General features: G+C 54.0%; 20 protein-coding genes. 12 read left to right on the top strand and 8 right to left on the bottom strand.

All coding sequences use genetic code 11. The features are described 5' to 3' along the window. Positions 1 to 68: 68 nt before the first annotated feature. The 3 genes from QWY20_RS14780 to QWY20_RS14770 are packed head-to-tail and all read right to left on the bottom strand — an operon-like array spanning position 69 to position 2,771. Positions 69 to 542 (bottom strand): DUF494 family protein, encoded by a 474-nt coding sequence (locus QWY20_RS14780; RefSeq protein ID WP_330129769.1) that lies wholly within the window; start codon positions 540 to 542, stop codon positions 69 to 71. 2 nt (positions 543 to 544) lie between these two features. Continuing rightward, the gene (gene dprA / locus QWY20_RS14775) at positions 545 to 1,630 is read right to left on the bottom strand and encodes a DNA-processing protein DprA (protein WP_330129768.1); all 1,086 of its coding nucleotides are present in this window, start codon (positions 1,628 to 1,630) and stop codon (positions 545 to 547) included. 40 nt (positions 1,631 to 1,670) lie between these two features. After that, positions 1,671 to 2,771 carry a LysM peptidoglycan-binding domain-containing protein gene (locus tag QWY20_RS14770; RefSeq protein WP_330129767.1) on the bottom strand — a complete coding sequence of 367 codons (1,101 nt, stop codon included), beginning with the start codon at positions 2,769 to 2,771 and terminating at the stop codon, positions 1,671 to 1,673. A gap of 123 nt (positions 2,772 to 2,894) precedes the next feature. On the opposite strand from QWY20_RS14770, the gene def reads away from it, so the two are divergent. Genes def through trkA form a run of 4 tightly spaced genes read left to right on the top strand, consistent with a single transcriptional unit; the run spans position 2,895 to position 7,071 of the window. Further along, positions 2,895 to 3,410, top strand: coding sequence for a peptide deformylase (gene def, locus QWY20_RS14765; protein WP_330129766.1), 516 nt, complete (start codon positions 2,895 to 2,897; stop codon positions 3,408 to 3,410). Positions 3,411 to 3,423: 13 nt separating this feature from the next. After that, the gene (gene fmt, locus QWY20_RS14760) at positions 3,424 to 4,401 is read left to right on the top strand and encodes a methionyl-tRNA formyltransferase (protein ID WP_330129765.1); all 978 of its coding nucleotides are present in this window, start codon (positions 3,424 to 3,426) and stop codon (positions 4,399 to 4,401) included. After that, positions 4,391 to 5,698, top strand: coding sequence for a 16S rRNA (cytosine(967)-C(5))-methyltransferase RsmB (gene rsmB / locus QWY20_RS14755; protein WP_330129764.1), 1,308 nt, complete (start codon positions 4,391 to 4,393; stop codon positions 5,696 to 5,698). Before fmt ends, rsmB begins: the two co-directional genes overlap by 11 nt. Beyond that, on the top strand, positions 5,695 to 7,071 hold the full coding sequence (gene trkA / locus QWY20_RS14750; RefSeq protein ID WP_330129763.1) for a Trk system potassium transporter TrkA: 1,377 nt from the start codon (positions 5,695 to 5,697) through the stop codon (positions 7,069 to 7,071). The genes rsmB and trkA overlap by 4 nt, the downstream gene beginning before the upstream one ends. A gap of 3 nt (positions 7,072 to 7,074) precedes the next feature. Here the strand turns inward: trkA and QWY20_RS14745 are convergent, their stop codons facing one another. The 3 genes from QWY20_RS14745 to QWY20_RS14735 are packed head-to-tail and all read right to left on the bottom strand — an operon-like array spanning position 7,075 to position 11,898. Beyond that, entirely contained in the window at positions 7,075 to 8,526 is a 1,452-nt protein-coding gene (locus QWY20_RS14745) for a TrkH family potassium uptake protein (protein ID WP_330129762.1), read from the bottom strand. 43 nt (positions 8,527 to 8,569) lie between these two features. Then, entirely contained in the window at positions 8,570 to 9,892 is a 1,323-nt protein-coding gene (gene pepQ, locus QWY20_RS14740; RefSeq protein WP_330129761.1) for a Xaa-Pro dipeptidase, read from the bottom strand. Positions 9,893 to 9,945: 53 nt separating this feature from the next. Further along, positions 9,946 to 11,898: a transglycosylase SLT domain-containing protein gene (locus tag QWY20_RS14735; RefSeq protein ID WP_330129760.1), complete on the bottom strand. Its 1,953-nt coding sequence runs from the start codon at positions 11,896 to 11,898 to the stop codon at positions 9,946 to 9,948. A 196-nt stretch (positions 11,899 to 12,094) separates the two neighbouring features. Between QWY20_RS14735 and fadB the strand changes: the two genes are divergently transcribed. The 8 genes from fadB (at position 12,095) to QWY20_RS14695 (ending at position 20,614) form a co-directional block, all read left to right on the top strand. Further along, positions 12,095 to 14,248, top strand: coding sequence for a fatty acid oxidation complex subunit alpha FadB (fadB, locus tag QWY20_RS14730; RefSeq protein WP_330129759.1), 2,154 nt, complete (start codon positions 12,095 to 12,097; stop codon positions 14,246 to 14,248). 17 nt (positions 14,249 to 14,265) lie between these two features. After that, positions 14,266 to 15,429: an acetyl-CoA C-acyltransferase FadA gene (gene fadA, locus QWY20_RS14725; RefSeq protein WP_330129758.1), complete on the top strand. Its 1,164-nt coding sequence runs from the start codon at positions 14,266 to 14,268 to the stop codon at positions 15,427 to 15,429. Positions 15,430 to 15,532: 103 nt separating this feature from the next. Beyond that, positions 15,533 to 15,778, top strand: a complete 246-nt coding sequence (gene tusA / locus QWY20_RS14720; RefSeq protein ID WP_330129757.1) for a sulfurtransferase TusA — start codon at positions 15,533 to 15,535, stop codon at positions 15,776 to 15,778. Position 15,779: 1 nt separating this feature from the next. Then, the gene (locus tag QWY20_RS14715; RefSeq protein WP_330129756.1) at positions 15,780 to 16,205 is read left to right on the top strand and encodes a hypothetical protein; all 426 of its coding nucleotides are present in this window, start codon (positions 15,780 to 15,782) and stop codon (positions 16,203 to 16,205) included. Positions 16,206 to 16,367: 162 nt separating this feature from the next. Continuing rightward, complete coding sequence (locus QWY20_RS14710; protein ID WP_330129755.1) at positions 16,368 to 17,933, top strand: amidohydrolase family protein; 1,566 nt, start codon at positions 16,368 to 16,370, stop codon at positions 17,931 to 17,933. Positions 17,934 to 18,088: 155 nt separating this feature from the next. After that, positions 18,089 to 18,472: a BlaI/MecI/CopY family transcriptional regulator gene (locus QWY20_RS14705; protein WP_330129754.1), complete on the top strand. Its 384-nt coding sequence runs from the start codon at positions 18,089 to 18,091 to the stop codon at positions 18,470 to 18,472. Then, complete coding sequence (locus QWY20_RS14700; protein ID WP_330129753.1) at positions 18,469 to 19,650, top strand: M56 family metallopeptidase; 1,182 nt, start codon at positions 18,469 to 18,471, stop codon at positions 19,648 to 19,650. The genes QWY20_RS14705 and QWY20_RS14700 overlap by 4 nt, the downstream gene beginning before the upstream one ends. 166 nt (positions 19,651 to 19,816) lie before the next feature. Next, positions 19,817 to 20,614 carry a response regulator gene (locus QWY20_RS14695; RefSeq protein ID WP_330129752.1) on the top strand — a complete coding sequence of 266 codons (798 nt, stop codon included), beginning with the start codon at positions 19,817 to 19,819 and terminating at the stop codon, positions 20,612 to 20,614. A gap of 66 nt (positions 20,615 to 20,680) precedes the next feature. Here the strand turns inward: QWY20_RS14695 and glyS are convergent, their stop codons facing one another. Further along, positions 20,681 to 22,738 carry a glycine--tRNA ligase subunit beta gene (gene glyS / locus QWY20_RS14690; protein WP_330129751.1) on the bottom strand — a complete coding sequence of 686 codons (2,058 nt, stop codon included), beginning with the start codon at positions 22,736 to 22,738 and terminating at the stop codon, positions 20,681 to 20,683. Continuing rightward, entirely contained in the window at positions 22,738 to 23,655 is a 918-nt protein-coding gene (gene glyQ / locus QWY20_RS14685; RefSeq protein ID WP_305946229.1) for a glycine--tRNA ligase subunit alpha, read from the bottom strand. Before glyQ ends, glyS begins: the two co-directional genes overlap by 1 nt. Between the last annotated feature and the right edge of the window lie 57 nt (positions 23,656 to 23,712).

Here is a 23,712-nt window from a genome sequence, read left to right as displayed (position 1 = left end):
CTACCAACTTGAAACGAAGGCAGCCAGTATGCCATAACCTCAGGCCCGACCCAACAGAACTGTCCGTATCAATGCAACTGACCATCCGGCTCATCAAAGATCAGATCTTCCATCTGGGCATAGGCACATTCCCGGCCGGGTACATTGAACAGCACCATCAACACCACCCATTTCAGGTCGTCCAGGCAAATGCTCTGACCATCGAGGTCCATCACTCGATCCAACACCATCTCGCGGGTGCTGGCATCCAGCACATTGATTTGCTCCAGGAACATCAGAAAACCACGACACTGCGCATCCAGCTTGCGGCTCTCTTCCACCGTGTAAATACGGACAGAACTGACCGTCAACTTTGTCAGATAAGGTTTTACATGGCTTTCCTGCAGTTTGGAGAGACTGTCGAGCCACTGCAAGGCCCGGAAAATATCGTCATCATGAAAACCGGCCAGACTGAGCTCTTTGGTCAGGTCGGCGCGATCAGCATAAATTTCCGATTCATTGTGGATGTAGTTTTCGAACAGGTAAACGAGGATATCAAACATACTTAGGTACTCCTCACTCTGATGTAGCCACCAGGCACTACTGCCACCAGACCTGCCAGCTCAAGCTGCAGCAAAGCAATGGTCGTGTCCGCCACCGACAGCTGAGACCGTTCTGCGATCTGATCAACCGCAGTAGCTTCATCTCCTACGTTAGCTAACAAAGTGTCATCGAACAAGTCCGGCGTTGAATTTTTTTCACTTTGCTGTTGTTTTAGACCTGATTTTGCGAAAAAAGTCCATTCCTCCAAAATATCGGCGACGCAAGTGGTTAATTTAGCGCCTTGCTGGATCAAAGCATGGCAGCCGGCAGATTGCGGATGATAAATAGAGCCAGGAATAGCAAACACATCCCGGTTGGCTTCAACCGCCAAATGCGCACTAATCAGAGAGCCACTTTTTAACGCCGCCTCTACCACCAGAGTGCCCCGCGACAACCCCACCACTATGCGGTTTCGCTGCGGAAAGTGCGCCGGCCTTGCTTCTATCTCCGGGAAATACTCAGACACCAAAGCACCCTGCTGCATAATCTGGGCAGCTAACGCCTGATTGGATTTAGGGTAGATACGGGATAAACCATGCCCCAGCACGGCGATGGTGGGCCCATCGACCGATAACGCACCCTGATGAGCGCAACTATCGATGCCACGGGCCATGCCACTGGTGATCACATAGCCCTGCCGTACCAGCTCAGCAGCAAACTGATACGCGGTTTGTTTACCGGTAGGGCTTGGCTGACGGCTACCTACAATGGCCATTTGCGGCTGACTAAGTAATGCAGCATTGCCTGCGACAAACAATAAAATCGGTGGCTGACGAATTTGTTTGAGCAGCGCAGGATAACGCACATCCTCAAAGCCAATCAGGTGATGGAGGTCACTTTGACGCAGCCATTGTTCGGCTTGCTGCATGAACCTGGTGTCTGGTTTTTGTATCGCCATGGCCTGGCGTTCAGTCAGGCCTAATTGGCGCAAGGTGCTGGCAGGCTGGCGGCACAACTCCATAAGGGAGCAGTACGGTGCCAGCCGCTGCAGATGGTAACCATTGATGCCAGCCTGAGCCAGCACCAGGTAATTGAGCCTATCATCCATGATAGCATCCTGTGTATTAAGTATTTAGCTGAACATAGATCTAAGGGCTAACGATATGATCACCAACCCGCACCGGGCGATAGGTATCGGTCACAATCGCGAAGCTGGCTCGCTCAGTCACCTTGAACACCATTAAATGCCCCACTCTTTCCCGTGGCATTTTGATTTGTTCATGGCCAAAGTTGCTGGCCAGGCGCTGGTAACGGCTTGAGTCTTCCAGGTACACCGGCTGGCCATTGCGGCTATCCACCACAGTCGGCGATGGCCGCACAATATCCAGCATATGGCCTGGCTTTAACTGATCGTTCGTACCACGGTTAATGATTACAATATCCCACTTCGAAAATTCACGCAGCTTGGAGGTTGTTTCAATAATCAAGCCATCAATCGCCTGCTCCGGCCGTGCCATGTGGAAATACGCCGGCAAAGACTCACCATCAATAGCGGGCAGCACAATGTCACCTTGCCGTATTTCACGTTTTACATCCAGAATATGCAGCGATGCAGGCTCACTCCGTTCATTGCTGCCAGCGCGGAATGCCCGACTGGTCGCCACCAGGGTCATCGCATAGCCCAGGTTATCCCCGGTATCCGGATCGACATAGGGACGCCCTTTGCGGTAAATGGCATAGCCTTTGCCCGGCTCCAGCTCCCCTCTTGCGTACAGAATGTGCCCTTCTGTTGCATTTTTGACATTGCTACTGGCACCCAGAATGTAAGGCTTGCCTTCCAGCTCAGCAGCACTGAGCAACTGGTCATGGCTTAAAAATGGCCGAATCATTGCCAGCGGTACCGTGGTAATGGCATCCGGTCGGGTGTCTGTCACCCGGGTGTGCGGCGATAACCGACGCACCCGGTCATCCCGCACCAGCATCGGCCGGCCATCGGCATCATAAATCAGCCGCAATACATCACCAGGAAAAATCAAATGCGGGTTTTCTATTTGTGGGTTCATCCGCCACAACTGTGGCCAACGCCAGGGCTGGCTGAGGTAAATAGCAGAAATATCCCAGAGGGTATCGCCCTTTTTTACCACATAGCGCTCCGGTGCATCCTCGCGCACCTGCAGCACATCAGCAGCAGCCGTTACAGCAAAGCAAAAAGCGCATAGCGCTAAAAAGTGAAGGACAGGTTTTAACATGCCAGCATCCCCAGCGTGATCTTGTTGTAATTATGACAGACGAAGCTGTTCATTGTGCACATTAATGGCTAAAATTAGACCTTAGCACAGTTATTTCCTTTAAGCATAGTATTTGTGGAGCCTATGAGCGTACTTCGAGTGTTGCATTTCCCCGACGACAGACTGCGAACCGTTGCCAAACCGGTTGCCGAGATTACCCCTGAAATTCAGCAGCTTGTCAACGACATGCTGGAAACCATGTACGATGAGAATGGCATCGGTCTGGCGGCAACGCAAGTCGATCGTCATGTTCGGGTGGTGGTAATTGATGTATCTGAGCAACGTGATGAGCCTTTGGTGCTGATAAACCCGGAAATTATCGCCAAAAGCGGTGACACCACTTACGAAGAAGGCTGCCTGTCGGTGCCAAACAGCTACGCTCAGGTTGAGCGGGCCGCTGAAGTTACCGTCAAAGCACAAAATGCCAATGGCGACTGGTTCGAGCTGCAAGCCGATGGCCTGCTGGCTATTTGCATTCAACATGAGCTGGATCATTTGCTGGGTAAACTTTTTATTGATTACCTGTCGCCGTTAAAACGGGATCGGATCCGCAAAAAGCTGGAAAAAGAAGCCCGGCTGGCTGCCCGCCACGCCCTTTAACACAGGATAGATTGTGACCGCTCCTCTTCGTATTGTTTTTGCTGGCACCCCTGACTTCGCTGCCGAGCATCTGAAAGCGCTGCTAAACAGCAGCCATCAGCTGCTGGCCGTCTATACGCAACCAGACCGCCCGGCCGGCCGCGGCCAGCAACTGACTGCCAGCCCGGTGAAACAACTGGCACAACAGCATCAACTGCCGGTCTTTCAACCCGCCAATTTCAAAGATCCGGCGGCACAACAGCAGCTGGCAGAGCTCAATGCCGATGTGATGGTTGTCGTGGCCTACGGTTTGTTGCTGCCACAAGCGGTGCTGGACACCCCGCGCCTTGGTTGCATCAATGTCCACGGTTCCTTGCTGCCACGCTGGCGTGGTGCAGCGCCGATTCAACGGGCGATTTGGGCCGGTGATCATCAAACCGGTATCACCATTATGCAAATGGATAAAGGTTTGGATACCGGTGCTATGCTGAGCAAAGTGACCTGCGCCATTACGGATGCAGATACCAGCGCCAGTTTGTATCAGAAACTGGCAGAACTTGGCCCGGATGCCCTGGTGCAGGCTCTGAATGATCTGCCAACCTTACAAGATCAGGCCGAAGTCCAGGATGAGCGCCTGGCTTGCTATGCGGCCAAGCTGAGCAAAGAAGAAGCTGAACTGGATTTCCAAAAAACAGCTGCCCAGTTAGAGCGGGAAATTCGCGCTTTTAATCCCTGGCCCGTCAGTGTGCTGGCTCACGGCGAACACCGCATCAAGGTGTTGGCCGCACAGGTAGAGCCTGCGATAGAGCAAGCCACACCGGGCCAGATTCTGGCGCTGAACCGACAGGGCCTGAAGATTGCCACCGCTGAGCATGTATTGGTTATCACCAAACTACAACCTGCCGGCAAGAAACCGATGGCGATCGCCGACTTTATCAATGGCCGCGCCGACTGGTTCCAGCCCGGCAGTCTGATCCAGGCCGCCAAGACCCAAGCAAACAATGCCGGTTAATCTGCGTGCGCTGGCAGCGCAATCTTGCTATCAGGTGGTCGATCTGGGGCGCTCCCTGTCCGAAGTACTACCCAAAGCGCAACAACAACTGCAGGACAATAAAGATCAGGCCCTGTTGCAAGAGCTCTGCTTTGGTGTACTGCGCCATCTGGCTCAGTTGGATCATGTCTGTCGCCAACTGATGGATAAGCCACTGGTAAAAAAGCTCAGGCCACTGCAATTTTTGCTGTATGTGGGGATTTATCAGCTGCACTGGCTGCGCATTCCGGATCATGCCGCCATCAGCGAAACGGTGGATGGAGCCCGGGAGCTGAAAGGCAAGTCCATGACCGGCCTGATCAACGGCGTACTACGATCCGTGCAGCGCCGGCCAGAGCTGTTGCAGTTTGAACAGCAACCGCCGGCCATACGCTACAGCCATCCAGGCTGGCTGGTGCAGCAGCTGCAACAGGACTACCCGCAGCAATGGCCCGACATCTTACTGGCCAACCAACAAAAAGCCCCGCTTTGGCTCAGGGTCAATCAACAGCAAGTTGCCATCACTGACTTTACCGCCGCACTGAGTGCGGCTGATATTGGCTGGCAACAGCCGCTGGCTGACCTGCCGGAGGCGATTTTGCTGGAGCAGGCCCGTGATATCACCAGCCTGCCCGGCTATCAGCAAGGCTGGTTTGCCGTGCAAGATGCAGCCGCCCAGTATGCCGCTCATTTGCTGGAGCCGGCCAATGGCCAGCGCGTGCTGGATGCCTGTTGTGCCCCGGGCGGAAAAACCAGCCACCTGCTGGAACTGGCTCCTTCTGCCAGAGTGCTGGCGCTGGATGTCGATGCCAGCCGGTTAGAGCGAGTCCATGCCAACCTGGCACGATTACAGCACCAGGCCGAGGTGCAGGCTGCGGACGCCAGTGAGCCAGACCAGTGGTGGGATGGCGAGCCCTTTGACCGGATTTTACTGGATGCGCCCTGCTCGGCAAGTGGCGTCATTCGTCGCCATCCCGATATTCGCTGGCTGCGTAAAGCCAGTGACATCACAGCCCTGGCTGGCATACAGGCCAGGATGCTGCAGCAGCTGTGGCCGCTACTTAAACCCGGCGGCATCTTGCTCTACGCCACCTGCAGCGTGTTCAGCCGAGAAAACCAACAGCAGATCGATCACTTTTTGCAACAAACTCCGGATACTATCTTGCTGCCGATCCATGGGACAGCGACGGGCTGGCAAATCCTGCCCGGCCAGCAGCAGATGGATGGCTTTTTCTATGCTAAAGTGATGAAACAGCTCGAGGCAGAACAAACTTCATGAAAATCATCATTCTTGGTGCAGGACAGGTCGGCGGAACCCTGGCAGAAAATCTGGTCGGGGAAATGAATGAAATCACCGTGGTTGATACCAATATGGAGAAACTGCGGTTATTGCAGGATCGCTTCGACCTGCAGGTCATTCATGGCTATGGCGCCCATCCGGACATCCTGAAAAAAGCCGGCGCTGAAGATGCCGATATGCTGGTAGCCGTAACCAGCAGTGATGAAGTCAATATCGTAGCTTGCCAGGTCGCTTACAGTATTTTTCATACTCCGCTTAAAATTGCCCGCATCCGCAGCAATCAATACCTGAAGTACCGCGATCAATTGTTTCGCCGTGAAGACATGCCGGTGGATCACTTTATTGCCCCGGAAACTCTGGTCACCGATTACATCCGCCGGCTGATTGATTACCCGGGCGCTTTGCAGGTGGTGGAGTTTGCCCAGGGCAAAGTAAGTCTGGTTGGCTTGCGGGCCTATTATGGCGGTATGCTGGTGGGCCACGCCCTATCCACCTTGAAAGTGCATATGCCCAATATTGATGCCCGGGTCGCTGCCATTTATCGCCGTGGCACCTCGATCAAACCGCTCGGCACCACCGTGATTGAAGCCGATGACGAAGTGTTTTTTGTCGCTGCAACCAAACATATCCGGGTGGTGATGAGCGAACTGCAAAAGCTGGAAAGCAGCTATCGCCGTATTATGATTGCCGGTGGCGGTAACGTAGGCTACGGCCTGGCACGGGCGCTGGAAAACAATTACAGCGTGAAACTGATTGAGCGCAGCAAAGAGCGGGCCGAATTTCTGTCCGGCATGCTGGACAATACCCTGGTCTATGTCGGCGATATCTCTGATCCTGAATTGCTGGAAGAAGAGAATATCGAACAAATCGATGTGTTTATTGCCGTTACCAACGACGATGAAGCCAATATTATGTCGGCCATGCTGGCCAAGCGGATGGGCGCACAGAAAACCATTGTGCTGATCAAACGCGGCGCTTACGTCGACTTGCTGCAAGGGGGTGAAGTCGATATCGCGGTCTCCCCGCAGCAAGCGACTATTTCGGCCCTGCTAACCCACATTCGCCGTGGCGATATCGTTAATGTGCACTCGCTGCGCCGTGGTGCTGCTGAAGCCATCGAGGCCATTGCCCATGGTGATGAAACCACTTCCAAAGTGGTTGGCCGCGCCATTGGTGATATTAAGCTGCCGCCGGGTGCTACCATCGGGGCGATAGTGCGCGGTGATGAAGTCATCATTGCCCACGATCATATCCCCATTCAGACCGACGATCACATTATCCTGTTTTTAGTGGATAAAAAGCACATCAGCGAAGTGGAAAAGCTGTTCCAGGTCAGTGCAATATTCATTTAGTGGTTAGTTTTTCCAAAAAGCCGGGGTAAAGAGCACCAGCAAGGTGAATATCTCCAGCCGGCCGAATACCATCGCCAGCACCAGCAAATACTTGCTGATATCTGCCAGCTCGCCGTAATGCGAAGCCACTTCGCCAAGACCCGGCCCCAGGTTGTTCAGGCAGGCAGCGGTGGCGGTAAAAGCCGTCATATTATCCAGCCCGGTCATAATCAGCAGCAGCATAATAATCACAAACACCAGCGCATAAGCGGCGAAAAAGCCCCAGACCGCTTCCACCACCCGATCCGGCACCGCCCGTCGCCCCAGCTTAATGCTGTAGATGGCCCGTGGATGCACCAGCCGGTTCAGTTCACGCTTGCCTTGCAAGAACAGCAATAACACCCGCACCACTTTCATACCGCCCCCGGTAGAACCGGCGCAGCCACCAATAAAGCTGGAGAAGATCAACAGAATCGGCAAATACAAAGGCCAGTAAGCAAAGCCGCCGGTGGCAAAGCCCGCTGTGGTGGATATAGAAACGGCCTGAAACAGACCATGATCAAAGGCTTCCCAGGTGGTGTCATACACCTGGCTGCGCAGCAAACCAATAAAAATCAGCACGACCAGCGAGCCCTGAATAAACAAAAAGGCCCGCAGCTCAGGATCACGCCAGTAGGTCAGAATGTTTTTGCCGCGGATGGCCGCAAAATGCAGCGGGTAATTTAGTGCACTTAGCAACAAAAACACCACACAAATAATGTTGATGGCACTGCTGTTAAAGTGACCAATGCTGGCATCGTAGGTAGAAAAGCCGCCTATGGCGACGGTAGAAAACGAATGGCCAACCGCATCAAACCAGTTCATGCCGGCCAGCCGGTATGCCAGCGCACACGCCAGGGTCAGTGTCACATAAATCAGCCACAGGTGCTTAGCGGTATCGGCAATGCGCGGTGTGACTTTGTTGTCTTTCACCGGGCCAGGCGTTTCGGCCTTGTACAGCTGCATGCCGCCAACCCCCAGCATCGGCAGAATAGCCACCGCCAGAACGATGATGCCCATGCCGCCCAGCCACTGCAATTGCTGGCGGTAAAACAAAATAGCTTTTGGCAGGGTTTCAATGCCGGTTAGCACAGTAGCGCCGGTGGTAGTAAGGCCGGAAAAGGCTTCAAAGGTGGCATCGGCCAGGTTCATGCCGGTTTCCGGCGATAAGTACAGCGGTAAGGTACCTACAGCCCCCAGCACCAACCAAAACATCACCACAATCAAAAAGCCGTCCCGTACTTTCAGATCGCGCTGATAACTGCGGTTGGGGTACCAGATCAGCAGGCCAGCCGTGACACAAATAATAAAGGACAGCAAAAAAGGGACACCAGCACCGTCCTGATACCAGAGCGATACCAGGGCCGGTGGCAGCATGCTGACGCTGAACACAGCAACCAGTAACCCCAGAATACGGATAATGGAGCGATATTGCATAATTCCCCGAACTGGCGCTGTGCGCCAGATGGCTGCCGGCTGGTTAATCCAGCTGCAGCTCCCTGGTCATATTTTCATTGCGCTCCCGGTGCACGATGACATTGTCTTCGATCCGGATGCCACCAAAAGGCTTAAATGCCTGAATTTTATCCCAGTTTAGCAGCTTTTTCTGAGCAGCTGGCAGCTCATCCAATAAGGATTCGATAAAATACAAACCAGGCTCAATGGTATAAACCATCGAAGGTTCAATCAAGCGGGTGCAGCGTAGAAACGGATGCTGCTCTGGTGGCGGCAGATGGGTGCCGCGCTCATCCAGCATAAAACCACCGACATCGTGCACCTGCAAGCCAAGATGATGCCCCAAACCATGCGGGAAGAAAGCCTGGGTGATCTGCTGCTCTACCATGGCATCAGCTCCAAGACGGACAAAATCAAAATCCGCCAGCACTTCAGCAATTAACCGATGCGTTTGCAAATGCAGCTCGCTGTATTTGATGCCAGGCTTTAAGCCATCGACCATCTGCAAGGTAATGGCATCGACCCGTTTGATCAGCTCAGCAAACTCGTGGCCGCGATCAAAACTATAGGTGCGGGTGATATCGGCGGCATAGCCATGAAACTCGGCCCCGGCATCGATCAGAAAACTGTGATGCTGGGCTGGCTTTTGCCGCTCCAGCGCCGTGTAGTGCAGGATAGCGCAGTGTTGATTTAGCGCCACGATGTTACCGTAAGGCACTTCGTTTTCCGTCTGACCAACAGCCGCCAGGTAGGCCAACTGAATATCAAACTCAGAGCCGCCGGCATAAAACGCGGCTTTAGCGGCCCGGTGACCCGCCACCGCCATGCGGTTGGCCTGGCGCAGGCACTGCAACTCGTACTCGGTTTTATAGGCCCGGTGATAATGCAGAAAGTTCAGTACCGGCTCCGGGTTGATTTCACTAAAGCCGAGCGCCTGAGCAACTTCCAGGTACTCACCTAAATACGCCAGCCGCTCTTTATCGTACGGCAGCAATTGCTCAACCTGATTCGCTTTCTCCAGCAGCTGGATATCAAAATGCTCGGCCCAAAAATCGCCCGGCACATCCGGTACTTTGTGCCAGAAATCTTTTGGCCGGTAAAAAATCAATTTCGGCTTATTGACACCATCGACCTGCAACCAGCAGTGCGGGTTATCCACCACCGGCAACCAGGCTTTAAAATGCGGGTTGGCTTTAAACGGATAATCCATGTCATCGAGAAATTTGCGCTTGGTCTGGCCGGAGTGAATCACCAATCCATCCAGGTTTTCCCGCTCCAGCAATTGGCGGGTTCGTTGTTGCAAAACCTGAATGTGGCTGGCGTAGCTTGCAGGATCAATTACCGTCATAGCACTCTTCTTCCTGTGTTGTCGCGACGTAAATACAATGCCTTATGATAGCATCAATCCTTGGCCTGCCCAATCCGCATCCCCACTAAGGGGGCAAACACATCCACCGGTTGATCCATCCGGATATTGTAAATCTGATAATACGCCATAACCGCTTTGACGTACTCGCGGGTTTCGCGAAACGGAATGGTTTCAATCCAGATATCCGCCGGCACAGCCTCATCTTTCGGGATCCACTGCCGAACCCGGCCATAACCGGCATTGTAAGATGCAGTCGCAATCAGCAGGTTGCCATCGTTACGGCGCATCAGGTAATTCAGGTAGTTGGTGCCATAGTCGATATTGGTGATCGGGTTGTACAACTGGCCCAGCTGCACCGGCTGGCGGGCAATGTAATTGGCGGTATCCGGCATAATCTGCATCAGGCCGCGGGCGCCAACCGGTGAGTTGGCATCCACCATAAAGGAGCTTTCACGCCGGGTAATCGCCATGGCCCAGGCCGGGTCCACCTCTGCTTTGCCGGCAAATTCCGCCATCTCTTCTTTAAAGGCCAATGGAAAGCGCAGTTCAATATCATCCCAAAAACCCACATCGGCCAGGGAGAAAATCGACCGCTCATACCATTGCATCTGCGCCGCTAAGCGGGCGGAAGCCAGCTTGGTCTGCTCATCGGCCGTGCGCTGTAAATGATTCCATTCGCGCCGCGCTTCCGTCATCCGCCCCAGTGCCAGCCACTCCTGCGCACGCTGCACCGAAGGGTGCCCACCCAGATCAGCCACTTCACCATCGGTTACCGGCACTGGCCGGTGCGATAAGCTGGGAGGCAAGCCCAAACGGGATGCCGCCATAAAACCGTAGTAGTTACGCCGCTGCGCCAGCGCACGCCACAACACATCGGCCTGCGTTTGCTGGCCCTGTTGCTCCAGCGCCCGTGCCAGCCAGTACTGCCAGGCGGCACTTTGTTGCAATTCGGCCGGCATGCTTTCAATCAGTTGTTGCACTCGCGGCCAGTCTTGCTGTTTCAGCACGTGGGCGATACGCCAGTGCGCCAGGGTATCATCCATGTGCTCGACCGGTACCTGCACCATCCAGGCATCGGCTCGTTCATCCCCCCGGCTTGCCAGGGCCACCGCAAAAGCACGGATCACCATCTGCCGCTGGGTTTCGGTAAAATGCGGGTCCTCGGCAAAACGCTGCCAGGTGCTCAGTGCCTGATCCGGATTACGCCAGATCAAGCGGCGCAGGCCATAAGCCAATACTTCGCGCTCACGTGGGTCACGACGGGGGAAAAAATTGCTCTGTGCCACCACGGCCGGGTTGCGCCTGGCCCGGATCCATAAGTCCACCAGGTACTGATCTCGCGCCGGCATCAGGCCGCGCAAATAAGGCAATAAATTGGCCTGACCGCCATCGGCTACCTTGCCAACCCGCTGCCAGATCACCTCAGGGGTCATCTGACCGGCATCACGCCAGCGGGTAAACAGGGGATCGCAGGCTCTGGGTTGCGATACCCCGACCGTCCAGAGCTCACGCACCTCCGGCCAAATCTGTGCCGGCGCTTCTTTTTCCAGCCGAAACCGCAGTGCGTGACAGTGCAGCTCGGCATCCTGGGTAGGCCGGTAATTGGCTAAAAACAGCTCAGCCGAGCGACGCTGCGCCAGATACAGCAGCCAGCGCTTGCGCAGCGGCCAGTCCATCGGCGTGCCCTGATAGCGGGTTAAAAAGCGCTCAATGGCATCACTGGCCGATAAGCGCCCTTCCAACCAGCGTTGCTCCAGATAAGGTTGCAATGGATAGTCGGCCAGTTGCTCAAGCCATTGTTCGGCTTGCGCCCGGTTGGTCGAGCCAATCCGCAGCTCGGCATGAAGAAACTGCTCACGCTGCTGACTGCGTAGCAAGGTTTCTTCATCGATCGGCTCATCGGCACAGAGCCAAACCGGCACGACCAGGATCGCACCCAGTGTCAGCCACCATCCTGCCCGCTGCTTTATCGAACGCTTAAGCATGCTTTCAATCCATTTCCTGCCTATAGTTAGAACCACTCTCGCGCTAAAACGAATGGATCTGGCAAAAATCAAACGCCTGTTTAAAAAACAGTTGAATTTTCCAGCCATCCGCGACACACTGGAATGAACGCTATCTCATCGTACCAGTTAGCGCGTGACCCTACGCAACATGACCTGACTTAAAGGGAGACCATGCATGATGTATCAAAGTCCACGCATTACCGTCGAACAACTCGCAGACGGTATTGCCAAGTTTACCTTCAATGCTGAAGGCTCCGTCAACAAGTTCGACCAACAAACCTTAGCAGATTGCAAGGCGGCTTTGGAACAGCTGCAGCAAGATAAATCGGTAACTGGCGTGCTTTTCACCAGTGGTAAAGATAACTTTATCGTCGGCGCCGATATCACCGAATTCTTGCCGGTGTTCCAACGCGACGAACAAGAACTTATCCCCTGGATCAAACAAGCGTCCGATGTCTTCGATCTCTGTGAAGATTTACCGGTGCCAACCGTGGTGGCGATCCGTGGCTTTGCGCTCGGTGGCGGCTGTGAGTGGACTCTGGCCTGTGATTACCGGGTCGGTGACAGCAGCACCAAAATTGGTTTGCCAGAGGTCAAACTGGGCCTGATGCCAGGTTTTGGCGGTACCGTGCGTTTGCCGCGCATCATTGGTGCCGACAATGCGATGGAGTGGATCACCACTGGTAAAGATCGCAATGCGGTCAAAGCCCAGCAGGAAGGCTTAATCGATGCCGTCACTGCGCCGGAGAAGCTGGAAGCGGTGGCATTGTCCATGTTGCAGGATGCCATTGCCGGCAAACTAAACTGGCAGCAAAAGCGTGCGGTCAAGCTGCAACCACTAAAACTGAACAAAACCGAAGCCACCATGAGCTTCAGCACTGCCAAAGGCATGGTGTTTGCCACCGCCGGTAAGCATTACCCAGCGCCGATGGTTGCAGTGCAAACCATTGAAGCGGCTGCAGGGTTGGACCGTGCCGGTGCCATGGCATTGGAGAATCAGGGCTTTGCCAAGCTGGCCAAAACCGATGCCGCCACTGCTCAGATTGGTCTGTTCTTAAACGATCAGCTGATCAAAGGCAAAGCAAAAAAAGCTGCCAAAACGGCCAGCAAAGCGGTCAACAAAGCCGCCGTACTGGGTGCCGGCATCATGGGTGGTGGTATTGCGTACCAGTCGGCCAGCAAAGGCGTGCCGGCGGTGATGAAAGACATCAATCAGCAAGCGCTGGAGCTCGGTATGGGCGAAGCGACCAAGCTGCTCGCCAAACAAGTCGAGCGCGGACGCTTGGACGCTGTCGGCATGGCCAAAGTCATTGCCAGCATTACGCCATCACTAAGCTATGAAAGCGTAAAAGACGCCGATATCGTGGTGGAAGCTGTGGTGGAAAACCCGAAAATCAAAGGCGCGGTGTTAAAAGAAACCGAAGCCTTGCTGAGCGATGATGCCATTTTAACCTCCAACACCTCGACCATTTCCATCAACTCACTGGCCGAAAACCTGAGCCGGCCGCAGAACTTCTGTGGCATGCACTTCTTCAACCCGGTACACCGGATGCCGTTGGTTGAAGTCATCCGTGGCAAAGATACCTCGGAAGAAACGGTAGCCGCTGTGGTGGCGTACGCTGCCAAAATGGGTAAGTCGCCGATTGTGGTCAATGACTGCCCGGGTTTTTTCGTCAACCGGGTGCTGTTCCCCTACTTCGCTGGCTTTAGTAAGCTGGTGCTGGATGGCGCCGACTTCACCCAAATCGACAAGGTGATGGAAAAGCAGTTCGGCTGGCCGATGGGCCCGGCGTATTTGCTGGATGTGGTGGGGCTGGACACCGCCTTCCACTGCACCGATGTCATGGCCGCTGGTTTCCCAACCCGCATGGCCAAGCTGGACAATGATCCGGTCGCTGCCATGTACCAGGCCAACCGCTACGGCCAGAAAAACGGCTTTGGTTTTTATGCATACAGCAAAGATGCCAAAGGCAAGCCGAAAAAAGCGGTGGATGACGCCAGCCGCGAACTGCTGGCTGGCATTTGCCACAGCGCCACCGAGTTTAGCGCCGAAGACATCATTGCCCGCACCATGGTGCCGATGATCAACGAAACCATTCGCTGTCTGGAAGAAGGCATTGTCGCCAGTGCCGCTGAGGCCGATATGGGCTTGATTTACGGCCTGGGCTTCCCGCCCTTCCGCGGTGGTCCGTTACGCTACGTCGATACCCTGGGTCTGGCCAATTTCGTCGCTCTGGCCGACAAGTACGCCCATCTGGGTGAAATTTACCAGGTTACCGATAAAACCCGCGCCATGGCCGCCGATGGCCAGCGTTTCTTCCCGGTCTAAGCGCAGGAGTCTAACAGATGAAAAACGCCGTAATTGTTGATTGCATCCGTACCCCGATGGGCCGTTCGAAAAACGGCATCTACCGTAATATCCGTGCTGAGTCATTATCAGCCCATGTAATGGCCTCCTTGCTGGCACGTAACCCGCAGCTGGATGCCAGCGAGATTGATGACATCATCTGGGGCTGTGTGCAACAAACCCTGGAGCAAGGCTTTAACGTCGCCCGCAATGCTTCCTTGCTGGCCGGCATTCCGCACTCAGTCCCTGCCGCCACCATCAACCGTTTGTGTGGCTCTTCCATGCAGGCACTGCACGATGCGGTTAAATCCATTCAAACCGGCATGGGTGAGGTGTACCTGATTGGTGGTGTCGAGCACATGGGCCATGTGCCAATGAATCATGGGGTGGACTTTCACCCGGCCTTAGCCACCTCTGTGGCCAAAGCTGCGGGCATGATGGGCCTGACCGCCGAGTTGCTGGGTAAGATGCATGGCATCAGCCGGCAGCAGCAGGATGAGTTTGCCGCCCGCTCACACCGGCTGGCGCATGAAGCCACGGTGCAAGGCCGCTTTAAAAACGAAATCATCCCAACCGAAGGGCACGATGCCGATGGCGCTTTGCGGGTGTTCGATACCGACGAAGTGATCCGGCCGGAAACCACAGTGGAAGGTTTAAGCCAGCTGCGGCCGGTGTTTGATCCGGCCAATGGTACCGTCACGGCCGGCAGCTCGTCTGCCCTGTCCGATGGCGCTTCCGGCATGCTGGTGATGAGCGAAGACAAAGCCAAGGCGCTGGGCCTGCCCATCCGTGCTTATGTCCGCGGTATGGGTGTAGCTGGCTGTGATCCGTCCATCATGGGCTATGGCCCGGTGCCAGCGTCGAAAAAAGCGCTGAAAATGGCCGGTGTTAGCATCAGCGACATCGACTACGCTGAGCTCAACGAAGCCTTTGCTGCGCAGGCCCTACCTGTAATGAAGGATTTGGGCCTGCTGGACGTCGCCGATCAGAAAGTGAACCTCAATGGCGGCGCCATTGCTTTGGGGCATCCACTGGGTTGTTCCGGCTCCCGCATCAGCACCACCTTGCTGAATGTGATGGAAGCTAAAGACGGTAAATATGGCCTGGCGACCATGTGTATTGGCTTGGGCCAGGGCATTGCTACCGTATTTGAACGGCCTTAAGCTGGCAGCAACACTGACAATCGCTTAGAATAAGGGCCGTTTATACGGCCCTTTTTTTCTGGTTTCAAACAAACTCAGGCCGTGCAGCCCTATTGGAGTATTGATGCAACCACTGTTTGAAAACGCCAGCCAGACCCTGGATGCCCTGGGCCTGCGCTGCCCGGAGCCAGTGATGATGACCCGGCTGGCTATCCGAAAGATGGCGGTGGGCGAAACCCTGCTGATTATCGCCGATGATCCGGCGACGACACGCGATATCCCCAGCTTTTGCCGCTTTATGGATCACCAGTTGCTGGCCAGCGATACCGCAGAGTTGCCCTATCGGTATCTGGTAAAAAAAGGAACTTAAAGTGTTTTGGCCGCTGATAAAAGACTCACTCCCGCTAAAAGCCCTGCTGTTGTTGCTGTTTGGTTTATCGATTGCCTGGCAAGGCTGGACTGCCTTTTCTATCATCCTGCTATCGATAGCCGTCGAAGGCATACTGGCTCATTATCAGCAAAGCAACACCACTGAGTGGACAGCTTGCAACGATATCCTGGCTCTACTCTCCATAGGCGATGATGGCAGCCTGCGCGTTGGTATGGAAAAAACAGCAAACCTGCCTTCCGTTCTTGTGGAGTTACAGCAAGACCATCGCTACGGCTATCTGCGAATCACACTGAATACCAATGGTCCTTTGCATTACCGTTTCCCGCTGGAGCAACTTGAGCCGCTGCAACATTGGTTCAACTCTGAGTTGCCCGATATTCAAATAAAGCATCAGCTTCAAAACTGAGCCATAACAAGCAGCCATATCTACAGTGCCCAGCGAGCCGACACTTTCATTGCAGCTATACCGGGCATACCTAGTCATATCGCAAAATCCGGGCGGTTCATGGCCCCTTGCTGGCTTTTGCAGCAGGCTGTTGCCACACTAAAAAGAAAACCCGAGGCAATGATGCGCACCCTACTCCTTTGCTTATTTTTCGCTACTCTGTTATTACCGCTCAGTGCTGCTGAGCGCACTCCTTCTGCACCAGAGCGGGATCAAGGTGATGGTCCTCACCAACGGTTGATTCTTCGCGGGGGCATCCTGATTAGCGGCGAGGGCGCCCCACCGGTTGGCCCGGTCGATATCGTCATTGAACAAGACCGCATTGTGCAGGTTGCCATTGTCGGCTATCCGGATGTGCCGGTACTGGAAAACCGCCGGCCTAAAGCATCAGCGGGCGATCAAGAGATGGATGTCAGCGGCATGTACATCCTGCCCGGTTTTGTCGATATGCATGCCCATATTGGTGGCTCAGCCCAAGGGATCCCAGCAGAGTATGTGTTCAAGTTGTGGCTGGCCCATGGTATTACCACAGTACGTGAGCCTGGCAGTTTTAATGGCCTGGATTGGACCTTACGCCACGTAAGGGCAGCCGAACAAAACAGCATTGTAGCACCCCGTATTATTCCCTATGTCGGCTTCGGCCAAGGCTTAGGGCGGCCTATTGGTAATGCCGAGCAAGCCCGGCAATGGGTGCGGCAGATCAAACAAGCAGGTGCCGCTGGTATTAAGTTTTTTGGTGCCACGCCAACCATTATCTCCGCAGCGCTGGATGAGGCGCAGCAACAGGGGCTCGGTACCATGATGCACCATTCCCAGCTTAATGTGATGCGCACCAATGTGCTCGACAGTGCCCGCATGGGACTGAACTCAATGGAGCACTGGTATGGCTTGCCCGAAGCTTTATTTACCCGTCAGGTGATTCAGCATTACCCAGCCAATTACAATTACCAGAACGAACAGGATCGCTTTGGTGCTGCGGGTGAGCTCTGGCGCCAGGCCGCTGAACCAGGCTCCGACAAATGGAATGCGGTACGGGACGAACTGATCGCACTGGACTTTACCATCAACCCAACGCTCACCATCTACGAAGCCAGCCGGGATGCTGCCGCCCAGCGTAATGCCGAGTGGCACCAGCACTATACTTTGCCCACACTGGAGCGCTTCTTCACGCCCAGCCGCTACGCCCATGGCTCTTACTGGTTCGACTGGACCACCGATCATGAAATCAGCTGGCGTGAAAACTACCGCATCTGGATGCAGTTTTTAAACGACTACAAAAATCATGGCGGCCGGGTCACGGTAGGTTCCGATGCCGGTTACATCTACAAAATTTATGGTTTTGCTTTTGTGCAAGAACTGGAGCTATTGCGCGAAGCCGGCTTTAATGCACTGGAAGTTATTCAGGCCGCCACTTTAAATGGCGCCATTGCGCTTGGTATGGAGGATGAGATTGGCAGTGTGGTTCCCGGCAAGAAAGCCGATCTGCTGATTGTTGCGGAAAACCCACTGGCTAACTTTAAAGTACTGTATGGTACTGGCCATTACCGACTGGATGAGCACAACCAACCGATGCGCACGAAAGGTGTACGCTACACCATCAAGGATGGCATTATCTATGATGCGCAGCGCCTGCTGGCCGATGTGCGGGCTATGGTTGAGCGCGCCAAAGCTTCTGAAGCACAACCTTAAATTCGCTCCAACTTCCCCAGGCATTCATAGCGGCTCCCGAGAGCCGCTCATCAAAAGATTTCCACAGCCGTTAAAATTCTTTGAAATAGAACTTGCCTTTTATAATTACAGATGTAATCTTAATTGAATTACAACCGTAATCGTTGAGGCAAACCATGTTAGATATCAGCAATGCCGAGCTGGATGTGATGCAGATAATCTGGCAACAACACCCCTGTACCGCCGCAGAGGTGATCGCCCGCTTGCAGCAGCAAAAAGACTGGCACGAAAAAACCATTAAAACCCTGCTGAACCGTTTAGTAACCAAAGGCGCGCTTAGCTATCAGACGCAGGGACGGGCTTACCTGTACAGCCCCTGCATAGCCCAACAGGACTATCAACAACAAGCCAGTGGCAGCTTTGTGCAAAAACTCTTTGCTGGCCGGGTAGCCCCACTGGTCGCCAGCTTCGCACGCAAGCATGAACTGAGTAGTGCCGATCTGGCTGAGCTGAAGCAGCTGGTAGCCGAGCTTGAGCAACAACAGGAGGAGAAACCATGATGCTATGGCTTTGGCAAAGCAGCCTGCTGCTGATTCTGGTTTTGGTGCCACTCTTGCTGCTGCATCCCTGGTTGCTGCAACGTTTGGGAGCCCGCAGTTGTTATTTGCTCTGGGCAGCGGTACCGCTCACACTGTTGTTGCCGCTGCTGCCCGACATTCAACTGGCTCAGCCTGCTCAGCCAGCCTTGATAGAAACGCTGCAAGTTAATGTCAATCAATGGCAGCAGGTGGTTCAAGGAAGCAGCACCGGTACAACCGTCCTGTTCCGGCTATGGCTGACTGGTACGGCTTTGCTGCTCATCATTTGCCTTAGTAGCCACCTCCGACTTCACAACCAATTGCGCCGAGGCCGCCAACACCGATACTCCCAACTGCGTTGTTACCTCAGCCAGCACAATCTTGGACCAGCTATTTTTGGCATGTTAAAGCCTAACCTGATCCTGCCTGCAGATTTTCGCCAGCGCTTTAGCCGTACACAGCGACGTTTGATCCTGCAACATGAATTGGCACACTGGCAACGGGGTGACTTGCACGCCAACCTACTGGCGGTATTTCTGCTGTGCCTGTTCTGGTTTCACCCTATCGTCTGGCTGGCATACCGGCGTTACCGTGCCGATCAGGAGCTGGCTTGCGATGCCGAGGTGCTTTCGCGACACCCCAAATCCACACCATTTTGCTATGCCAATGCACTGCTGGCAGCAATGCAGTCGGTGCCCAAACCCACAGTGCAATTTCAACCTTTTTTCCATCACTATGGAGCAACCAACACCATGAAAGAACGACTGCAACAACTGAAACAGCAACATGGCTTCAGCAAGACCCCCGCCCTCCTGTTATTAGCCGCTCTGGTTAGTTCAGGCCTGTTATGGCAACAACCCGCAAAGGCAGAAAGTACCCTAGAACAATCAGCTACTGTCGCAACACCTATAGTGCGGATTGAGCCGCGCTATCCGGTAAAAGCGGCTCAGGAAGGTATTACTGGCTGGGTTACTCTAAGTTTTACCATCGATGATAATGGGGTACCTGAGGATCTGCGTGTGGTAGCTTCTCATCCGGCAGATGTGTTCGATGCCGAAGCTTTACGAGCAGTCAGTCGCTGGCGCTATCATCCGGATAATGCCAATAGTTCTTTGACGATTCAGCTTAATTTTGAAATGGATGAAGCTGACCCAGCTTGATTTTCCCAAGTCAACTTTACCTTCTGTAACACCGCTTCATTGTGAAGCGGTATCCTCATATCCAATATGTGTACCGTGCTCATCCCTTCGCTTTACCATAAATTGCCTATTGGCTTTATACTGCCAGAGACCTGTGCCAGAATAACATTTTGCAGTAGGAATCAGTATGCAGCTTTCAACCCAGGATCTGGATATTTTGCTGGCCGAGCCTTCGGATGTGCAACGCAAAATTATCCGGCAAAAGCTTAAAGCCGAAGCCGTGCATCAGGTCGCTGAAGCGGCTAGTTTGCAGCAGGCCATCACGGCTATCCGGCAGCACCGCCCCGATGCTATTGCCAGTGCCTTGCACTTTGCCGATGGCACCGCACTGGAACTGCTGCAGCAACTAAAGACCGAACCCACTACCGCTGATATTCCGTTCTTGCTGGTTTCCAGTGAAACCCGCAAAGAACAGCTGGAAGCCTTTAAGCAATCCGGTGTCATTGCCATTTTGCCTAAACCTTTTGATGCCGAGCAGCTGGGTAAAGCCCTGAATGCCGCCATCGACTACATCAGCCCTTCTGAGCTGGAGCTGGATTTGTTCGATGTGCAGGATGTGCGGGTGCTGATTGTTGATGACAGCCGGCTGGCCCGCAACCATATCCGCAGGGTGCTGCAAAACCTGGGCATGCAGCATATTATTGATGCCGACGATGGCCAGCAGGCCATCACCTTGCTGCAACAGCAGATGGTGGATCTGGTGGTCACTGATTACAATATGCCGGAAGTGAATGGCGAAGAGCTGACCCGCTTTATCCGTGAACACAGTACCTTATCGCACATTCCCATCCTGATGGTCACCAGTGAAGCCAACGACGCGCACCTGGCTAATATTGCGCAAAGTGGCATCAATGCGCTGTGCGATAAGCCTTTTGAACCCGCTGCAGTAAAAGAGTTGTTGTATCGTATTTTAGGTCAGGACTGACAAGCGCATCACTGAGTATAAAAACGCCAGCATAAACGCTGGCGTTTTTTATGTTGCTAGCAACGATTAGCTTTGCAGCAAGGAGATATCGGCTACCTCTAAAAACAGCTCGCGCAGTTGCTTCAACAGTGCCTGACGGTTCGCCCGAACGGCCATATCCTCGGCATTCACCATCACCCCATCAAAGAAGCTATCGATAACTGCACGCATTGCGGCCAGATGAGCCAGCCCATCACTGTAGGAGGGCGCTGTGGCCTGGTACTGCTGCTCAGCCAGGATGGCCTGATACAGCGCCTGCTCTGCCGCTTCGGTCAGCAGCTCTGGCTGCACCGTATCGGCGATAGCGCCATCCACTTTGGCCAGGATATTGGCAACCCGTTTATTGGCTGCTGCCAGTGCTTCAGCAGCATCCAGCTCGCGAAAAGTAGCTACCGCTTTGACACGGCGATCAAAGTCAGCAGGAGTGGTAGGCCGGCGAGCCAGCACCGCCTGGATCACATCGACCGCATAGCCCTGCTCCTGATACCAGCTACGGAAACGCCCCAATAGAAAGTCCAATACCTGCTCAGCCACATCCGGCTGTGTCAGTTTGTCACCAAAGCTTCGCTGGCTGGCTGCGATCAAATCAACCAGATCGACCGGCAGCTCTTTTTCAACCAGAATGCGCAGGGCCCCTATCGCCGCCCGGCGCAGTGCGAAAGGATCCTTATCGCCTTTAGGTGCCTGGCCAATGCCAAAGATCCCAACCAGCGTATCCAGCTTATCGGCAATGGCTACCGCACAGCTTTCCAATTGGGTTGGCAAGCTGTCACCAGCAAAACGTGGCATGTACTGCTCATTCAGCGCCAGAGCGACGGCTTCGGCTTCACCATCCAGCCGGGCATAATGCATGCCCATAATGCCCTGCACTTCCGGAAACTCACCGACCATATTGCTCATTAAATCCGTCTTTGACAGCAGGCCAGCCCGGCTGGCTGCAGCCACATCAGCGCCTATGGTGCTGGCAACCCAACCAGCTAACTGACTGATCCGCTCAGATTTTTCTGCCAAAGTACCCAATTGCTGCTGGAACAATACCGTCTGTAAACTTGGCAAGCGATCGACCAGTTTAGTTTTCTGATCGGTGACAAAGAAAAACTCGGCATCGGCCAAACGTGGCCGCACCACTTTTTCGTTGCCTTCAATAATTTGCTGAGGATCTTTGCTGCGAATATTACTAATAAAAATAAACTGATTCAGTAAGTTACCAGCTTCATCCTGCAGCGGGATGTATTTCTGGTTGTCTTTCATGGTGGAAATCAATGGCTCGGCTGGTACCGCCAGGAAACGCTGCTCAAAACTGCCCACCAATAACTCGGGCCACTCGACCAAAGCAGTAATTTCATCCAGCAAGGCCTTATCCAATAAAGGAACCGCCTTCAGCTCCTTGGCTTTACTAGCCACCGCATCGGCAATCAACTGTTGCCGCTCAGCAAAGTCGGCCACTACAAAAGCAGCTTTTAGCTGAGGCAAATAATCATCCGCATGCTGGAAGCTGACTTTCTCCGGTGCATGAAAGCGATGGCCATAGCTCAGGCGGCCGGCCTCACGCCCTAGAATGGTCGCCGGAACCACTTCAGTGCCATACAGCATCACCACAGTATGCACCGGGCGAATAAACAGCGCATCGGAATTGCCCCAGCGCATCGGCTTGGCAATTGGCAGTTTGTGCAGCGCTGATTTCACCACATCCGGCAGCAATTGCCGGCTATCACTGCCCGGTAGCTGTTGTTTGTACAGCAGCCAGGCACCTTTATCGGTTTCCAGTCGTTCGGCCTCAGACACTTCAATGCCCAAACCTCTGGCCCAGCCTGCGGCTGCCTTGCTGGGGTTACCATCGGCATCAAAGGCAGCACTGAGCGCCGGCCCACGCTTTTCAACCACCTTATCGGCTTGTTTGGCTTGAAGCTGATTGACCCGAACGGCCAGCCGGCGTGGTGCTGCGTACCAGCTTATCTCTGCATGTGCTAACTCCAGCGCTGCCAGCTCGGCCTGAATGTTGTCGGCAAAAGAACTAGCCAGTGTTTTCAGTGCCTTGGGTGGTAACTCCTCGGTACCAATTTCAACCAAAAAATCCTGCGCCATTACGATGCCTCCTGCGCTGAGGTTTTACAAAGCGGAAAGCCAAGTGCTTCCCGGGCGGCGTAGTAGGCTTCGGCACAGGCTTTGGCCAAGGTACGTACCCGCAGGATGTAACGCTGACGCTCTGTCACCGAAATCGCATGGCGCGCATCCAGCATATTGAACGCATGCGATGCTTTCATCACTTTCTCGTAAGCGGGCAACGGCAGCCCCTGTTCAATCAGGTAGTGGCTTTCTTTTTCACACTGATCAAACAGCGCAAACAAAGCAGGCACATCAGCATGCTCAAAGTTATAGCGCGACTGTTCCACTTCATTTTGGTGAAACACATCGCCGTAGCTGACTTTACCCAATGGGCCATCGGCCCACACCAGATCGTAGATACTGTCCACGCCCTGAATGTACATGGCAAGACGCTCCAGACCATAGGTGATTTCACCGGATACCGGCTTGCACTCCAGGCCACCAACCTGCTGGAAATAAGTAAACTGGGTCACTTCCATACCATTTAGCCACACTTCCCAGCCCAGCCCCCAGGCGCCAAGCGTCGGTGACTCCCAGTTGTCTTCGACAAAGCGAATGTCATGCACTAAGGTATCGATACCCAGCTCGCGCAAAGAGCCCAGGTACAGCTCCTGAATATTATCCGGCGATGGCTTTAACAGCACCTGAAATTGATAATAGTGCTGCAAACGGTTCGGGTTTTCGCCATAACGGCCATCGGTTGGCCGGCGACATGGCTGCACATAGGCAACATTGGTTGGCTCAGGGCCTAACGAGCGTAAAAACGTCATCGGGTGAAAAGTACCCGCGCCCACTTCCAAATCCAAGGGTTGCACGATGACACAACCCTGGCGTGCCCAGTAATCCTGCAAGGCCAGGATCAGACCCTGAAAGGTATTCAAGTCATACTTTTGCATGGGTTTTAGTTTCCATCTATGTAAAAAGGGGCAGGCAGATGCTGGCCCCTTTTGGGT

The organism is Alkalimonas cellulosilytica, assembly GCF_036325985.1.
Classification (GTDB): Bacteria; Pseudomonadota; Gammaproteobacteria; order Enterobacterales; family Alteromonadaceae; genus Alkalimonas; species Alkalimonas cellulosilytica.
Note: the sequence above shows the minus strand (reverse complement) of the source record. Positions and strands in the feature narration are given on the sequence as shown.

Bases quoted from the DNA above. Each gene is read 5' to 3' on its own strand.
- rsmB (WP_330129764.1), top strand. From the start codon at position 4,391: ATGCCGGTTAATCTGCGTGCGCTGGCAGCGCAATCTTGCTATCAGGTG.
- glyQ (WP_305946229.1), bottom strand. From the start codon at position 23,655: ATGCAAAAGTATGACTTGAATACCTTTCAGGGTCTGATCCTGGCCTTG.
- tusA (WP_330129757.1), top strand. From the start codon at position 15,533: ATGCAACCACTGTTTGAAAACGCCAGCCAGACCCTGGATGCCCTGGGC.
- QWY20_RS14710 (WP_330129755.1), top strand. From the start codon at position 16,368: ATGCGCACCCTACTCCTTTGCTTATTTTTCGCTACTCTGTTATTACCG.
- QWY20_RS14770 (WP_330129767.1), bottom strand. From the start codon at position 2,771: ATGTTAAAACCTGTCCTTCACTTTTTAGCGCTATGCGCTTTTTGCTTT.
- QWY20_RS14780 (WP_330129769.1), bottom strand. From the start codon at position 542: ATGTTTGATATCCTCGTTTACCTGTTCGAAAACTACATCCACAATGAA.
- glyS (WP_330129751.1), bottom strand. From the start codon at position 22,738: ATGGCGCAGGATTTTTTGGTTGAAATTGGTACCGAGGAGTTACCACCC.
- fadB (WP_330129759.1), top strand. From the start codon at position 12,095: ATGATGTATCAAAGTCCACGCATTACCGTCGAACAACTCGCAGACGGT.
- pepQ (WP_330129761.1), bottom strand. From the start codon at position 9,892: ATGACGGTAATTGATCCTGCAAGCTACGCCAGCCACATTCAGGTTTTG.
- QWY20_RS14745 (WP_330129762.1), bottom strand. From the start codon at position 8,526: ATGCAATATCGCTCCATTATCCGTATTCTGGGGTTACTGGTTGCTGTG.
- QWY20_RS14700 (WP_330129753.1), top strand. From the start codon at position 18,469: ATGATGCTATGGCTTTGGCAAAGCAGCCTGCTGCTGATTCTGGTTTTG.
- QWY20_RS14695 (WP_330129752.1), top strand. From the start codon at position 19,817: ATGCAGCTTTCAACCCAGGATCTGGATATTTTGCTGGCCGAGCCTTCG.
- def (WP_330129766.1), top strand. From the start codon at position 2,895: ATGAGCGTACTTCGAGTGTTGCATTTCCCCGACGACAGACTGCGAACC.
- dprA (WP_330129768.1), bottom strand. From the start codon at position 1,630: ATGGATGATAGGCTCAATTACCTGGTGCTGGCTCAGGCTGGCATCAAT.
- QWY20_RS14705 (WP_330129754.1), top strand. From the start codon at position 18,089: ATGTTAGATATCAGCAATGCCGAGCTGGATGTGATGCAGATAATCTGG.
- trkA (WP_330129763.1), top strand. From the start codon at position 5,695: ATGAAAATCATCATTCTTGGTGCAGGACAGGTCGGCGGAACCCTGGCA.
- QWY20_RS14735 (WP_330129760.1), bottom strand. From the start codon at position 11,898: ATGCTTAAGCGTTCGATAAAGCAGCGGGCAGGATGGTGGCTGACACTG.
- fadA (WP_330129758.1), top strand. From the start codon at position 14,266: ATGAAAAACGCCGTAATTGTTGATTGCATCCGTACCCCGATGGGCCGT.